Source organism: Gordonibacter sp. An230 (assembly GCF_002159915.1).
In the GTDB taxonomy this organism is placed as follows: Bacteria; Actinomycetota; Coriobacteriia; order Coriobacteriales; family Eggerthellaceae; genus Rubneribacter.
In genome coordinates this window covers 1-14454 of sequence record NZ_NFJP01000049.1, presented here as the reverse complement: position 1 = coordinate 14454, position 14454 = coordinate 1, and the positions used below count along the sequence as shown (strand labels likewise).

Sequence of the window (14454 nt, the reverse complement as noted above, 5' to 3'; positions counted from 1 at the left end):
CCGGGGGGGGCGCCCGGGGCGGGGGCCCCCGCCCCCCCCCCCCCCCCACCTCTGAGTGCGATGCGATCAAAGAGCATGGCAAGCTTTCCTGATGCAAAATTCGACAGATTGCTACCGGATTTTAGCCCTCTTGTGGCGTGGCGGGCGGCATCTCACCGCCTGGGGCGAGCATGGCCGCTCGGAGCGGTTCTGCTGGCAGGCGAATGCAAGCGGTAGTGGTCCGGCGAATTCTGCGCGCTTTCGCTTGGTGCCCCCGCACGATCTACGTTTTCGCTCGCATTCTGCATTAGTCGCGTTCCATCCCGGCGATCATCACGTCGTGTCGCGCGACGTCTCTTGAACATGCTTCCCGCATCTCTCGCGCTCTCGCGTTGGCACCCGTGCGTAAGAAGGCCCCCGGCGTTGTCGCCGGGGGCCGCAGGAAAGGCCAGCAGACCGTGCGGATGGGGGAGGGCGCGGTCTGCGGCACGAAGGATGGTTCGTTAGGGCAGCAGGCCCAGGCCGTCGAGCTCCTCCTTCACGTCGGCCATGCCGTACTCGTCAAGGCAGGCGGCCGTGGGGCATCCCAGCTTTTCGTCCCAGCCGAACTTCGTGTACACCATGCCGAGCGCCGTTTGGAAGTCATCGCGGTCCATCTTGTCGGTGCCTTCGGTGAACGGCTCCTTGTCGGGATCTTTGTCGAAGGCCCAGGCGGTGATCACGTCGTGGACGTTGCGCAGGTCGTTGCAGCCGATGTTGCCGTTCTCGTCGGTCATGCCGCGCACCGTGTTCGCGCGCTGCAGCGTCATGATCTTGGCGCCGGCCTTGTACAGGTCGTCGGTGGTCACCTCTTCGCCGGTGACGGCCTTGAAGAACTTGGCCTCGAGGTCGAGGTCGCCGCGGTAGTTGCGGGCCTTCGTGGGGCTCATCGTCATCGGCCACACCCAGTTGCACAGCGTGAGCGAGTCGTGCAGCACGTCGGTGACGATGGACCACCACGCGAAGTTCGCCTTGTGGTCGTTCATGGGCGTGTAGTTCTTGTCGGGATCGCACGCGTCCTCGCCGCCCCACACCTCGGCGGCGATCTCCTTCTTCAGCTCGATGGGCAGACCGCACCCCTGGAAGTTCACTGCCGAGTGGATCATGTCGTCGCGGTTGAACATCATGTTGTAGACGGCGCCCACCTGGCCGAAGCACTCGATGGCGTGGTGCACGGGCCAACCGCGATAGTTGATGAGCGTAGACTTCGCATTGTCGAACCAGGCCTGCTCGCCCCAACGTTCGCACCACACGTACGGACCGTGGGCGATGTAGGAGAGCTCGGAGTCGTTGCGCGAGATCTTCTCGAGGATCTCCACCATGACGGTGGGGTCGGCCACGTCGGCGTTGAACTTCTCCCAGTGGATGGAGTTGTACTCTTCCTCGGGCAGCACGCGCTTGAACACGCCGGAAGTGTGGCAATAGGCGATATCGCGATACAGTTGAGCGTAGTTGCACCAGATGCCAAGATTGTCCATCATGTTCGACGTCGTGGTGTCCCATAGCACCGATAGGTCGCCCTTGCCCTCGTCCTTGAGGCCCATTTTAAGGAAGCCCTCCATGTAGGAGCTCACGGGGAAGTTCGCGGCGCAGGTGTTGCCCGTCGTCTCGTAGCCCGTCGTTTCCTTCGCCCCCTCCACGCGCAGGTCGGAGTAACAGTGAATGGGGCATCCATGGCAGCCGTTCATCTTGACCGTGTATTTCTCGGCTGCGGCACCCAGGTCTTTCGTGGACTTCATGCAGCGGTAGCCCACGGTGTTGATCTCGCCCGGCTTCGGCTCGCCCGTCTCGATGGGGTCGCCCTCGGCGGCTGCCCAGTACAGGCCCTTGCGCGCCGTCCAGCGGGATCCGGCGTCGTAGTACTCCGCCCACTCCTGCTGGGTGGAGGGCACCACGTGGTTGTTGTTCGAGCCGATGATCTCCCGCAGCATGTAATCGGACAGATCGGCCACGGTCTGCGGATCCTTGACGTTCACGGAGCCGTCGCCCTCGACGACGATGGCCTTCACCATCTTGGAGCCCATGACCGCGCCCACGCCGGCGCCAGCCGAATGGTTGCGCGAGTTGATGATCACCGCGTAAGGCAGTAGGTTCTCGCCCGCCGGGCCGATGGCGGCCACGCACGCCTTGACGCTTTCCTTGCGGCACAGCGCTTCGGTGGCAGCGCGTGTGCCGAGGCCCCACACGTCGCTCGCGTCCTTGATGGCGACCTGGTCGTTCTTCACATTGAGGTAAACCGGATGGTCGGCGGCGCCCTCCAGAACGATGGCGTCCCATCCAGCCAGCTTGATCTTCGCTCCCAGCATGCCGCCGCAATGCGCGTCCACGATAAGGTGGTCTTTCGAGAACGTCGAAAGCGAGCAGATGGTGGTGCGGCCGGCCAAGGGAACGCCGGAGGCCGTCAACGGACCCACGGCGAAAACGATCTTGTTCTCGGGCGAGAGGGGGTCGGTGCCGGCGGGCACCTCGTCGTACATGATCTTGTTGGCCAAGCCCATGCCGCCGATGTACTCTTTGTAAGGGTCGGTTGGCTGCGTCGTGATCGAGCCCGTGCTCAGATTCACGCGAAGGATCTTACCGGCCCATCCATACGATGTTTCGTCAGCCATGTTGCTTTTCTCCCAGTCTGTGCGGATGCAAGAGTTCCTTGTTGTGTGGGGAACCAGCGGACGCAACGAGCGCTGACGACATTCGTCGCTTGAAAGTATCGCCGGATGCGCTACCCCGTCGTACCCTCTTTGAGGGTAATTTATCAAAATTCCCGGTCAAAGGCGAAATGACCCCCAAAGAGGGGAGGGAGAAAGGCTGCTCGGCCCCATACTGCAGAGCGTTGTGTGAAGGGGATGGCAGACGAGTCGGGCGCATGCGCGAACGCGAGCTGCGCGCAATCCGCGTACGGAATCCGCATGAGCGGGCGGGCGAGCGAAGGCATCCGCGCTTGTGCTTGCGGGGCGCGTCCTGCGATGGGCGGGGCAAGCCGAGGCGCAAGCTGCGGGCGCGAGGTGCGAAGCGCAGATGGCGTTTTCAAGACGAGACTCACCGAACCGATGTGAGGGAGGGAGCACCAGGCTATGTCAGATTCTCACCTGAACCAGAACACCCCCGAAGAGCGCAAAGCCCGGGAAGCCGAGTCCGCGACGAACGACGCGGCCCCCGTATCCGAAGAGACGACCACGCGCAAGACCTTCACGCGCCGCACGGTGCTGGCCATGGCTGGCTGCGGCGTGGCCGGCCTCGTTGCCGGCGGCGTGCTGGCCTCGTGGGGCGTCACGTCCGCATCCATCGCTTCGGGGCGCATCGAGATCCGCACCACGCCCACGAAGATGATCGTCACCGACCGCGCCCGTTGCTCGGGCTGCCAGCGCTGCGAGATGATGTGCACGCTGAAGAACGACGGTCGGGTGTGCCAGCATATCGCGCGCGTGCGCGTGTGGGACAACTACAATTTCGGCACGAACCCCGGCTCGGGCGACGGTTCGTATGCCAACTGCCAGTTCACGGTGGAGCACTGCAAGCAGTGCGCCGACGCCGCATGCATGAACTACTGCCCGGTGCATGCCATCTACGCGAGCGAGGACAACGGCGCCCGCATGGTGGACACCGACCGCTGCATCGGCTGCGGGATGTGCGCGCAGGCATGCCCGTGGAACATGCCGCGCATCGACAGCCAGTCGCGCGTGTCCACGAAGTGCATCTCGTGCGGCCGTTGCGCCGAGCAGTGCCCGAACGGCGCCATCAAGTTCATCGATTGGCAGGATATCGCCCAGAAGGTCATCGACCAAGGCGTCGTGAGGACGACAACCCTCGTGCAGGTGTAAGGTGCATTTGACGAGCATGTCCGCTCGTCCCAGAGGCGGGCGCACGGGCGGAAGGACGATCCCGGGAAAGGAGGCAAGGCGATGATGGAGAGCGACGAGATGCTTGCGGCGATGTCCGTATGCTTCGCCTCGGTCGAGCGCGACGAATGGAAGCAGCTGACGGCGCAGCCGGTGTGGTCCGGCTTTCTGGACGCCGCGCGCCGGGCGCTGCAGGACGACGATGTGTTCGGCGAGCCGACGAGCCCCATCAGCCGTGCGCGCAAGCGCTGCCCCTTGCAGGAATTCCTTTCCGCAGGCGAGGTGAGGGCGCTGTTCGCGCCGCCAACGTATGACGAGAAGCGGGCGTTTGAGGCCCGCCACTTCACCGGAGGGCTGACGGATTCGGCGCTTCCCGTGGAGTCGTTGTACGCGACGTGGTCGCACGGCACGCTGCCGTCGCCGTTTTCGCGTTGTGCGGGCATGTATCAGGGGGATTCGGCGCGGTACATGAAGGACCTCGTCGAGCGCATGGGCATGGGCGTGCCGTCGCAGTTTGCGGCTTGTCCGGACCATCTGGCGCTCGAGCTCGATCTGGCAGCCGTGCTGCTGCGGTCCGGCGCGCGCGATGCCGCCCGTCAGTTTTTGGCGGAACGGCTTGCTTGGCTGACCGCCTATCGGATGCGACTTTTGAAGTTGGGTCCGAGCGCGGGCTTCTACATCGGCCTGGTCGACGTGCTTTTAGGCATCCGGACGCAACTGGCGTCCGAGGCCGAGGCGGCAGGGGCGCGTGCTGGCTGCGAAAGCCGTACGGGCCATGAAGCCAATGCCGGAGCCGAGGTTGTTCCGCTGCCGAACACGAATCGTTCTCACGCATGCATATAAGAGAGGAACACGCTATGTCAGAACACGCTATCACCAGGCGCAGCTTCCTGGCTGGCAGCGCCGGAGCAGTTGGGCTCGCGGCGACGGCTGGCTACATGGGCTTCGGCGCTTGGGAGCAGGCGCATGCCGCCGGAGGATGGAGAAGGGAAGTGACCACGGCGCATTCGCTGTGCAACTCCTGCTCGTCCAAGTGCGGCTTCACGGGATATGTGGAGGACGGCAGGCTGACCAAGATGATCGGCGACGTCGATCACCCGTATTGCGAGGGCACCCTGTGCGCCCGCGGGTACGGCTATGCGTCCATCGCCTATTCCGAAGACCGCCTGACCGACCCGCTCAAGAAAAACGACAAGGGAGAGTTCGAGGCCATCAGCTGGGATCAGGCCTACAGCGAGATCGCCGAGAAGGTGAAGGCCATCATCTCCTCCAACGGCCCCGAGGCGCTTGCCATGGTGCAGGATCCGCGGCCCTCCGGCAGCTACTACACGAAGCGCTTCATGCAGGCGCTGGGCAGCGCGAACGTGTACACGCACGGCGCTGCGTGCAACTTGTCGAAGAACAGCGGGTTCACGCAGGCCATCGGCGCGGGCGATTACGCAAGCGACGTTGCGAACAGCAAGATGACCATGTTCATCGGGCGCAGCTATGCCGACGCCATCCGCCCCAGCTCGGTGCACGACCTGCAGCGCGCTCGCGAGAACGGCGCCTACATCGTGCTGGTGGACCCGCGCTGCAACAACACCATCACGCTTGCCGACGAGTGGGTGCCCATCAACCCCGGCACCGACCTGGCGCTCGTGCTGGCTATGTCCAACGTGCTCATCAAGAACGGCCTGTACGACAAGGACTTCGTGGCCGAAAACGGCATCGGCTTCGACGAGTGGGCGGCGGCCATAGCCGACCACACCCCGCAGTGGGCCGAAGGCATCACGGGCATTCCCGCGTCCACCATCGAGCGCTTGGCCGTTCGGTTCGCGGAATGCGCTCCGGCGGCGTCCATCGAGCCCAGCTGGCGCGGCGCGTTCGGCTGCTCGTACGCGAACTCCGGCGAGACGGCGCGCGCCATCTGCCTGTTCAACACGCTTCTGGGCTGCTGGAACCAAAAGGGCGGCGCGCTGTTCCTTCCCAGCGTGTCTGCCGGCGAGGTGGATGCCGAGAAGTTCCCGGCGGTGCCGAAGCCCGAGGGGAAGATCCTCGGCTCTGAGGAGTATCCGCTTGCCTTGAGCAGCATGGGTGTGAACGTCATCCTGGCCGACAAGGCACGCGAAGGCGCGGTCAAGGGCCTGTTCTTCTACAACTCGAATATGGCGGCGGGCTACGCCAACCCCGATTACCTGGCCGAAAGCTTCTCCAACCTCGATCTGATGGTGGCCATCGACGTGCAGATGAGCGAGACGTGCATGCTCGCCGATTACGTGCTGCCCGACACGAGCTACCTCGAGCGCTTGGAGCTGCCCGAGTTCGTGGGCGGCAAGGTGCCGGCGGTGACGCTGCGCGACCGCGTGATCGAGAAGGTGCACCCCAACACCAAGCCGGTGGACGAGATATTCTCCGAGCTGGCCGAGGCGTGCGGCGTGGGCGAGTACTTCCAGTTCACGGTGGACGAGCTGGCCGACGCGCAGCTGCGCACGGTGGGCTTGTCCCTCGAAGGGCTCAGGCAGGCGGGCGGCACGGCGCGCTTCCCCGAGAAGGAATACAGCTACGGCGCGGCGGTGAAGTGGAAGACGCCTACGGGCAAGGTGCAGTTCTCAAGTGAAGCGTGCGAGAAAGCAGGGCTTTCTCCCGTGCCGGTATGGGTGGAGCCTCGCACCAAGCCGGCGGGTGGCAACCAGTTCCGCGTGATCGGCGGCAAGCAGGCCATCCACACCCACACGCAGACGGCCAACATAGAACCGCTGATGGAGATCACCAAGAAGTACAACCTCGAGCGCGTGTGGATGAACGCCGACAGGGCGGCCCAGCTGGGCATAGCCGACGGCGACGAGGTGGAGGTGTCCAACGAGGAGCACACGGGCCGCGTCCGCGTGAAGGTGACGCAGCGCATCAACCCCGAAGCCCTGTACGTTCCCAGCCACTACGGCTGCACCTCGCCTGACCAGCACACCGCGTACAACATCGGTTTGCGCCAGATGGACTTCGTGCCGTTCAGCATAGAGCCGGGCTACGGGGGCGCGTGCACGCAGGAAGCGATCGTCACGGTCAAGAAGGCAGGTGCGTAATGGCCCGTTATGGAATGCTCATCAACACGAAGAAATGCATCGGCTGCTACGCGTGCCGCGTGGCCTGTCAGCGCCAGAACGACCTTTTGCCCACCGAGGACTTCATCCGTTACGAGGAGAAGGAAACGGGCACGTATCCCACTGTGCGCGTGGAGACCGTGCCGCTGCAGTGCATGCACTGCGAGGACGCGCCGTGTGCCGCGGTGTGCCCGACCGGCGCGGCTTACATCGGTGCGGACGGCATCGTGCAGGTTGACCATGGGCGCTGCATCGGCTGCAAGTACTGCATGGCCGCCTGCCCCTACCAGGTGCGCGTGTTCAACGAGGAAACGGGCACGGTGGACAAGTGCCGTTTCTGCACCGTGTCGGCCGAGACGTCGGGCACGAAGATGTGCTCGTGCGTGGAGGCGTGCCTGACGGGCGCGCGCCTGTTCGGCGATTTGGACGATCCCGAAAGCGACATCGCCCAGGAGATCGCCGCCACGAACGCGCAGCCCATCGCCGGCGATCTGACAAAAGCGAAAATCTTCTACGTGAGGTGATGAACGATGACGTTTGAACCTATCTGGGGCGCCATCATTGCGTGGTACCTGTTCCTCGCCGGTCTGGGCGGCGGCGCGTTCGTGACCTCGGCGTTCCTCGGCTGGAAGCATCCCGAGGCCGTCAAGATGCGCAAGATCGGGCATCTGATCGCGCCTATCGTCGTCATCGTGGGCCTCGTGCTGCTCATGTTCGACGCCGAGGGCGGCTTGCACAACCCGCTGCGCTTCGCGTTGCTGCTGACGAACTTCGGCTCCGTGATGACCTGGGGCGTGGTGTTCTTGGCCGGTTTCACGGTGGTGGCGCTCGTGGTGGTGCTGCTCGATTTCCTGAAGCGGCCCGTGCCGGTGTGGCTTGACATCGTGGGCGTGGTGTTCGCGCTGTGCGTGGCCATGTACACGGGCGCCCTTTTGGGCGTGTGCAAGACGTTCCCTTTGTGGAACAACGCGCTTCTGCCCATCCTGTTCCTCGTGTCGGCGATGTCTGCCGGCATGGCGTCGGTGCTGCTCGTCAGCATCGTGAAGCACGCTGACGAGTTCAATCGCGTGGGCGTGCTCAAGAAATTCCACTTCTGCCTGCCCATCATCGAGTTGGTGCTGGTGGCTTCGCTTCTGTTCGTCACGTCGAGCAATTCCGCTGCGGGGTGGAACTCGGTGGTGTCTTTGGTGGCGGGCGAGTTTGCGCCGTGGTTCTGGGTCGGGCTTGTGCTGATCGGCCTGGTGCTGCCCACCGTTTTGGAGACGTGGCTTCTGTTCTTCAGCCCGAGGGAGTTCGAGGAGAGCCGCAAGGCGCATTGGATCAGCTTCGGATCGGACGTGGGCGTGCTCGTCGGCGGCTTTCTGTTGCGCTACCTGGTGGTGGTCGCCGCGCTGCCGGTGACGATAGTGACGCCTCTGCTGTAGAAAACGCCGTCATAGATGACCTGCGGCGTGCGGTCGGCTGCGTGCCGCACGCCGCAGGTTGCGAGTTGCATCGGGTGACGCTGACGGCGCGGACTGAAAGCCGCGCGCGATGCGACAGACGCGTGTGGAGCCCCTGCGAGAGCAGGGGCTTTTTTGTGCGGGGGCGCTGGTGGGACGGGACGCTGGTGGGGCGAGATCCTGCCGGCGGAGTACGGGAGGTCGGCGGGGCGGGATCCTGCCGACGGGCGGGGTTCTGCGAAGGGCCTCTACGCCTTCTTCGCCTCTGGCGTTGCCGGTTGACTTGCAAGGGGGCTTTTCGGCGCTGGACAACGGAGGCCGCCCCTGCTGAATCGCCATTGACATAAGCCAGATCGGTATGATGTATGCGGTCTCTTCGGCGCTGCGCAGCTGACATTCTCGCGTCTGTGATCGCGTCGCCCGCAGCCTACTGCATCGGTCCCTTCGGCGCTGCGCGGAGCCTCTTGTCCTGCGGGGTCCTTCGCAGCGCCCGGTCGCAAGTGGTTCGGCTCGATATTGGGCGAACGTATGCTTGTATCAATTCTGGTTAACAGAGGTCAAGACCTCTCTGCGTTAAACGAGAACTAGGACTTATGCTTGCATAATGTCGAGTCGAGCTTCCTCTGACCGGGCGCTTCGAAAGACTCTCCCTGTCCAACGGGCGTGGCCTTCCGAAATACTGGCGGGTCTTGCTTGGAGGGGGGCGATCCGGCTTATGCCAGCAGTGGCTTAACAGAGGCAAGACCTTTTCCGCGCAGATTTTTTCGTTTGGTGAACGGTTTTCTGTTCTTGAAGCAACGTGGCCGCTTCAAGATCACGATTAACCGACGTTTCCCCAGGTGCGTTTTCTTCTTTGCGCTTCAAGTTCCGAGAAACCGTTCACCAAACGAAATTTTTTGACGTGAGCGAGCAGGTTTTCTGCGCAAAATCGGTCTGGGATATCTGGGCATATCCTGAAGGCTCCATAGCGTCCATGTCTGGGCCTCGCTTTGCCCTTTCGCACGTGGCGAGAGCCGATGGCGAGTGTCGGCATAGAGGGGGGGCGGTTGGCCGACGTCGCTCGAAGCTCCTTGCGCACTCTGTGGATTCGGTGGACGGTTTGCGGCGACGAGGCTGATCGGCGGTATCATAAACACATGTTGAACAGGGACGTTGAGTGCAACGCCCGCTGGCGAACGATCCGACCAACCAATCAAGGAGGATGTCATGGACGCACGCGTGTATGAACTGCTGAACGACCAGATCAACAAGGAGCTCTACTCGGCCTATCTGTACCTTTCCTTCGCCGATTACTACGAGGAGGAGGGTCTGGAAGGATTTGCCAATTGGTACGAGATCCAGGCCCGGGAAGAGCGCGACCATGCCATGATCTTCCGCAACTACCTGCACGAGAACGGCCAGAAGGTGAAGCTGTTCGCCATCGAGCAGCCCGACGAGGAGTTTTCGGATTTCCTCGCGCCGCTTGAGGCTGCCCTCGAACACGAGAAGTACGTTACGGGTCTTATCAATGACATCTACGCCGCCGCTGTCGAGGCGAAGGACTACCGCACCTGCAAGTTCCTCGACTGGTTTATCGAAGAGCAGCAGGAAGAAGAGGACAACGCCGACAAGATGATCACGCGCATGAAGCTGTTCGGCTCTGACGCGAAGGCTCTGTACGATCTTGATCAGGAGAACGCGGCTCGTGTCTATTCCGTGCCGAGCCCGCTTGCTGCGTCCGAAGAGTAATCCGCGCATTTATACTCCGGCTTGGAAGCGCTCGCGTTTTTCGGAATGCGGGCGCTTTTCCGTGTGTCCGGATTTCGTGTTGCGGCGTGGCGAGGGCTCGTGGAAGGGGGCCAAGGCGGCGGCGCGTCGTGTTCCGCGTGGGACTGGCGTTCGGCGCGAACAGAGGGAGCGTCCGAATGGGAATGCAGGGCTCGGCGTGCGGGAGGCATCCGAAGGGGCGCGCAAGCCGCCGTTCTGCCGTGCGATTCGCGGCCTACGGTGCGTTGACGACGCATGACCTTGCGCGTCGCTAGCCTCTCCGCCATGCGCTCCGATACGGGGCATTCGCGTGTCGCTCGGGCATCAAGTGCGTTGCCGAGAGGCAACAATTTGCTTGTTCACCTGCACAAAAACAAGCGAAGGGGTTCGCAGGCCCGCGAAAAGGCGATACAATGCCCGGTGTCCGACAGTTGAAAGCGCAATACGAACGAATAAGACTATCTTCGCCAAGTAACAGTCTCGTGCGGTATTATTGCGGAACCTGCGTAAGCGGGGCTAGTGGGCAGCCGAAAGAGGCCAAACGATACTGTCGGTGTTCCTTTCGACGAGGTCGGGGGCTATCAAAGTCCCCGACCTCGTTGCATGGAAGGCGATTGATAGGAGGACGCATGACGACCGCGCTGGCATGGGTCGCCGGAGGCACGGGTTTCACGTTCTTGATGACGACGCTCGGGGCGGCTTCGGTGTTTCTGTTTCGCAATCGCAATGGGAAGCTGTTCCAGCAGGCGTTCCTCGGGTTCGCTGCCGGCGTCATGGTTGCCGCGTCGGTGTGGTCGCTGCTCATACCCGCCATCGAACAGGCTGAGGAAGCGGGGCAGACGGGTTGGATTCCCGCTGCGGGCGGTTTCGCCTTGGGGGTGGCGTTCCTCATGGTGCTGCATCAACTGCTGCCGCACCTGCATCCAGGCGAAGACAAGCCAGAGGGCCTGCCCAGCAAATGGGATCGGCCGACGCTTCTGTTCACTGCCGTCACGCTCCACAACATTCCCGAGGGCATGAGCGTGGGGCTGCTGTTCGCGATGTCGGCTAACAACGGCGGTGATCCGGCTCTGTTCGGCATGGCCGTGGCGCTGGCGTTGGGCATCGGCATCCAGAACGTTCCTGAGGGGGCAGCTGTGGCGCTGCCCCTTTTGCAAGAGGGCATGAGCGCCCCGCGCGCGTTTGCCATGGGGGCGCTGTCGGGGCTGGCCGAGCCGGTGTTCGGCATTCTCGTGGTGCTGTTCGCGGGCCTTATCTCGCCTTACATGCCTTGGATGCTGGCTTTCTCGGCCGGTGCGATGATGTACGTGGTGGTGGAAGAGCTCATCCCCGAGGCGCACCTCGGGGAGCACTCCAATATCGGTACCGTCGGGGTGATGGTGGGTTTTCTGGTGATGATGATCTTGGACGTGGCGCTGGGCTAGCGGTTCTGCGTCGTGTCGGATTCAGGCGCTGTGGAGTCCTCGGTCTCCGAGGGCGGCTCGGTCATCTCGCGGGCGATGGGCGTTTCGGAGATGGTGGAAGTCGCAGGAGCCGTGGGCGCTTGAGGGGCGGCAGGAGCTTCGGAAGCGGTGCGCGCATCAGGGGCGGTCGATGCGTTCGCTGACGGCTCCTGCGGGTTTGCGAGGGATTCGGTTGACGTCGCGCCTGCCTCCGTGTTGGTTGGCATGGGCATGGTCTGGACCGCCGCGTTTGCGCTCGTCGCGTTCGTCGGCTGCGGATAGGTTGGCACATAGTGTCCGTAGCCCTGTTGCTGACCCCATGGCTGCTGGTAGTAGCCCTGTTGCTGGCTCCATGGCTGCTGTGTATACGGCTGTTGGGGCTGGTAGCCGACAGCTTCGGGATTGCGCAGCTTGTTGGCGTACACCGCTGCGATCACGAGGAGCACTGCGGAGATAAGGCGTCCGGAGAGCACAGACGCGACGGCGCCCGCGATGGACCAGCCGAATACGCTGCTGGTCTTTTTGGGATTGCTGGGTACGCGGATGCCGAGGATCCCTGCGACGAGCGAAACGGCCGAGCAGAGCGCTCCCCACACGAGCAAGCAGGCCACTAGGAACATCGAGCCGCCTATCAGGCCGGCGGCCTCCTCGGCGCTGAGAGAGTCGTAGTAACCGTGGTTGTATCCATCGATGGCGATGCCGCTGACGTACAAGCTGGAGTTGGATGCGAAGGCTCCGAATGCCCCGATGGCGATGGCCCCCAAGACGAACGCGATGAGGGCGAGTGCCGACAAAATGATGACGGCGATACTGATGCCGCGAATGGTGCGTGCGTTCGAGTCTTGCATGGCGGCTTCCTTTCAAGAGGGGGTCAAGTTGGCAACAGGTTGAAGCAAGGCCATTGTACGGTATCATGCTGAGCATACCCTTACGCCGTTACCGGGCTGAAAGGTGCTGTTACCGGATTGAAAGAAGGTCGGTACTATGGAGAATTTCGAATTCGTATCGCCGACGCATTTTGTGTTCGGCAAGGATGCGGAGGAGCAGGTGGGTGCGAAGCTGGCCGAGCGCGGAGCGACTAAAGTGCTGTTGCATTTCGGTGGGCAAAGCGCAGTGAAAAGCGGGCTTATCGATCGCGTGAAGGCGACGCTCGATGCGGCGGGCATCGCGTGCGTGGAGTTGGGCGGCGTGCGTCCCAATCCCGAGATCACGCTGGTGCGCGAAGGCGTGGCTTTGTGCAAGGAACATCAGGTGGATTGGGTGCTGGCCGTGGGCGGCGGCTCGGTCATCGATTCGGCGAAGGCCATCGCCGTAGGCGCGCACTACGATGGCGACGTGTGGGATTTCTTCGAGACGAAGCGCCAAACCGATGACGTGCTGCCCATTGCCGTGGTGCTCACTATCCCCGCCGCCGGCAGTGAGGCGTCGAAGAACACCGTAGTGAGCAACGACGAGCTGCAGATGAAATCGGGCTATCCGAACAATGCGCAGCGTCCGAAGCTCGCGTTCATGAACCCCGAACTCACGTTCACGTTGCCGCCCTATCAGACGGCTGCCGGTCTCACCGATATGTTCTGCCATCTGCTCGAGCGCTTCTTCGACGATGTGGGCGCTGTGCCGGTGACCGATAATCTGAACCTTTCGCTGATGAGGACCGTGCGCGCGGAGGCTCCGCGCGTGCTGTCCGAACCGGACAACTACGACGCCCGCGCGAACGTCATGTGGGCAGGCATGCTGTGCCATCAGGGTCTTGCTGGCGTTGGCCGCCACGAGGATTGGGCCACGCACGGCTTGGAGCACGAGCTGTCGGCGCTCTATCCCGAGATCACTCATGGCGCAGGGCTGGCCGTAATGTTCCCCGCGTGGATGGAACATGTGCGCGGCGAGAACCTGGAGCGCTTTGCCTTCTACGGCCGCGAGGTGTTCGGCCTTGCACCCACCGGCGATGTGGATGCCGATGCGCTTTCGGCCATCGACGAGACGCGCGCGTTCTTCGCGTCGCTCGGCATGCCCACGACGCTTGCCGAGCTGGGCGTGGGCGAGGGCGACATCGAGAAGATGATCCCCACCCTCAAGGCGAACAAAGGCGAGCCCTTCGGCAGCTTCAAGAAGCTCTCGATGGACGATGCCCGGGAGATCTACCGGCTGGCTTTGTAAAGGCAAGGCGCGCGAGGCGGACGGTTGGTTACGCGCGCGGTCGATCAGCTGCTTTCGTGGTATCCGCTCGAAGGCGTTCGGTTTCGCTTTGTGCCTGTCAGGCAGCGCGCGACGTGTGACGGCGGCGAGGCTTCTCCACCGTTCGCATTGCGGACGGATCGGTTGCGAAGATTATTTGCGAACTGTCTGCGAAGCGGGATCGCTTTGTCTGATTGGCCGAACGCGTGTGGTAGACGAGCGGCGAGGGGCGCCTGCTCTTCGCTGCCCTCGCATCATCTCGGTGGCTTGGCAGCTTGGTTGCGATCCCTCGTCCTTGCGGGCGGGAGCCCTCGGTGCGCGCCATAGAGCTATTCGGCAGGCTGGAGGCGAGCTCAAGGATCGCCGTTGTCTGGGTCGAAGCGGTCGTGGCTCCAGTTCATCTTCGCGTGCCCTTAAATGAAGGGCAGGGCGGAAAATGGCGTGATGTCATGCCCATCGGGTTCTCGTGCCCCTATAGCAGCCTCCCCGGAATCGGCAGCAATCTGGCGCTTTCTGCGCTTCGAACCCATCGTCCGCTGCTAAACCGCCATTGATATCAGCCAGGTCGACTCGTCGTGCGCGGTTTTGCTAGCGCTCCTGAGATCCCGCCCGTCGAGAGCCTGAAACGCCTGGTCGGGGGGGGGGCTCGGCTCAAGGCTCGGCGAGTTCAGGTTCGTGTCAACGGCGCTTTAACGGCGGAATCCCTCCCTCCCTC

At 63.0% G+C, this 14454-nt stretch carries 10 protein-coding genes; 8 read left to right on the top strand and 2 right to left on the bottom strand.

Annotation, left to right across the window (positions count from 1 at the left end; all coding sequences use genetic code 11):
- Window positions 1–482: 482 nt before the first annotated feature.
- Window positions 483–2627 carry an aldehyde ferredoxin oxidoreductase gene (locus tag B5F40_RS15360; RefSeq protein WP_087195147.1) on the bottom strand — a complete coding sequence of 715 codons (2145 nt, stop codon included), beginning with the start codon at window positions 2625–2627 and terminating at the stop codon, window positions 483–485.
- Window positions 2628–3089: 462 nt separating this feature from the next.
- Here B5F40_RS15360 and B5F40_RS15350 point away from each other — a divergent pair, with 462 nt between their 5' ends.
- The 7 genes from B5F40_RS15350 to B5F40_RS15320 all read left to right on the top strand — a co-directional run bounded on the left by B5F40_RS15350 (window position 3090) and on the right by B5F40_RS15320 (window position 11546).
- Window positions 3090–3836, top strand: a complete 747-nt coding sequence (locus B5F40_RS15350; protein ID WP_087195145.1) for a ferredoxin-like protein — start codon at window positions 3090–3092, stop codon at window positions 3834–3836.
- Window positions 3837–3917: 81 nt separating this feature from the next.
- Window positions 3918–4697: a molecular chaperone TorD family protein gene (locus B5F40_RS15345; RefSeq protein WP_239443093.1), complete on the top strand. Its 780-nt coding sequence runs from the start codon at window positions 3918–3920 to the stop codon at window positions 4695–4697.
- A 14-nt stretch (window positions 4698–4711) separates the two neighbouring features.
- On the top strand, window positions 4712–6916 hold the full coding sequence (locus tag B5F40_RS15340; protein WP_087195144.1) for a molybdopterin-containing oxidoreductase family protein: 2205 nt from the start codon (window positions 4712–4714) through the stop codon (window positions 6914–6916).
- Window positions 6916–7458 (top strand): 4Fe-4S dicluster domain-containing protein, encoded by a 543-nt coding sequence (locus B5F40_RS15335; protein ID WP_087195143.1) that lies wholly within the window; start codon window positions 6916–6918, stop codon window positions 7456–7458. Before B5F40_RS15340 ends, B5F40_RS15335 begins: the two co-directional genes overlap by 1 nt.
- Before the next feature lie 6 nt (window positions 7459–7464).
- Complete coding sequence (nrfD, locus tag B5F40_RS15330; RefSeq protein ID WP_087195142.1) at window positions 7465–8358, top strand: NrfD/PsrC family molybdoenzyme membrane anchor subunit; 894 nt, start codon at window positions 7465–7467, stop codon at window positions 8356–8358.
- A gap of 1224 nt (window positions 8359–9582) precedes the next feature.
- Window positions 9583–10104 (top strand): ferritin, encoded by a 522-nt coding sequence (locus tag B5F40_RS15325; RefSeq protein ID WP_087195141.1) that lies wholly within the window; start codon window positions 9583–9585, stop codon window positions 10102–10104.
- A 647-nt stretch (window positions 10105–10751) separates the two neighbouring features.
- Window positions 10752–11546: a ZIP family metal transporter gene (locus B5F40_RS15320; protein WP_087195140.1), complete on the top strand. Its 795-nt coding sequence runs from the start codon at window positions 10752–10754 to the stop codon at window positions 11544–11546.
- Here the strand turns inward: B5F40_RS15320 and B5F40_RS15315 are convergent.
- Window positions 11543–12412: a hypothetical protein gene (locus B5F40_RS15315; RefSeq protein WP_087195139.1), complete on the bottom strand. Its 870-nt coding sequence runs from the start codon at window positions 12410–12412 to the stop codon at window positions 11543–11545. The genes B5F40_RS15320 and B5F40_RS15315 overlap by 4 nt on opposite strands.
- Window positions 12413–12548: 136 nt before the next feature.
- Between B5F40_RS15315 and B5F40_RS15310 the strand changes: the two genes are divergently transcribed.
- Complete coding sequence (locus B5F40_RS15310) at window positions 12549–13721, top strand: iron-containing alcohol dehydrogenase (RefSeq protein ID WP_087195138.1); 1173 nt, start codon at window positions 12549–12551, stop codon at window positions 13719–13721.
- Window positions 13722–14454: the final 733 nt, after the last annotated feature.

What these genes read in the sequence shown, in the direction of transcription:
- B5F40_RS15360 (WP_087195147.1), bottom strand. Translation starts at nt 2,627, where the DNA reads ATGGCTGACGAAACATCGTATGGATGGGCCGGTAAGATCCTTCGCGTG.
- B5F40_RS15350 (WP_087195145.1), top strand. Translation starts at nt 3,090, where the DNA reads ATGTCAGATTCTCACCTGAACCAGAACACCCCCGAAGAGCGCAAAGCC.
- B5F40_RS15345 (WP_239443093.1), top strand. Translation starts at nt 3,918, where the DNA reads ATGATGGAGAGCGACGAGATGCTTGCGGCGATGTCCGTATGCTTCGCC.
- B5F40_RS15340 (WP_087195144.1), top strand. Translation starts at nt 4,712, where the DNA reads ATGTCAGAACACGCTATCACCAGGCGCAGCTTCCTGGCTGGCAGCGCC.
- B5F40_RS15335 (WP_087195143.1), top strand. Translation starts at nt 6,916, where the DNA reads ATGGCCCGTTATGGAATGCTCATCAACACGAAGAAATGCATCGGCTGC.
- nrfD (WP_087195142.1), top strand. Translation starts at nt 7,465, where the DNA reads ATGACGTTTGAACCTATCTGGGGCGCCATCATTGCGTGGTACCTGTTC.
- B5F40_RS15325 (WP_087195141.1), top strand. Translation starts at nt 9,583, where the DNA reads ATGGACGCACGCGTGTATGAACTGCTGAACGACCAGATCAACAAGGAG.
- B5F40_RS15320 (WP_087195140.1), top strand. Translation starts at nt 10,752, where the DNA reads ATGACGACCGCGCTGGCATGGGTCGCCGGAGGCACGGGTTTCACGTTC.
- B5F40_RS15315 (WP_087195139.1), bottom strand. Translation starts at nt 12,412, where the DNA reads ATGCAAGACTCGAACGCACGCACCATTCGCGGCATCAGTATCGCCGTC.
- B5F40_RS15310 (WP_087195138.1), top strand. Translation starts at nt 12,549, where the DNA reads ATGGAGAATTTCGAATTCGTATCGCCGACGCATTTTGTGTTCGGCAAG.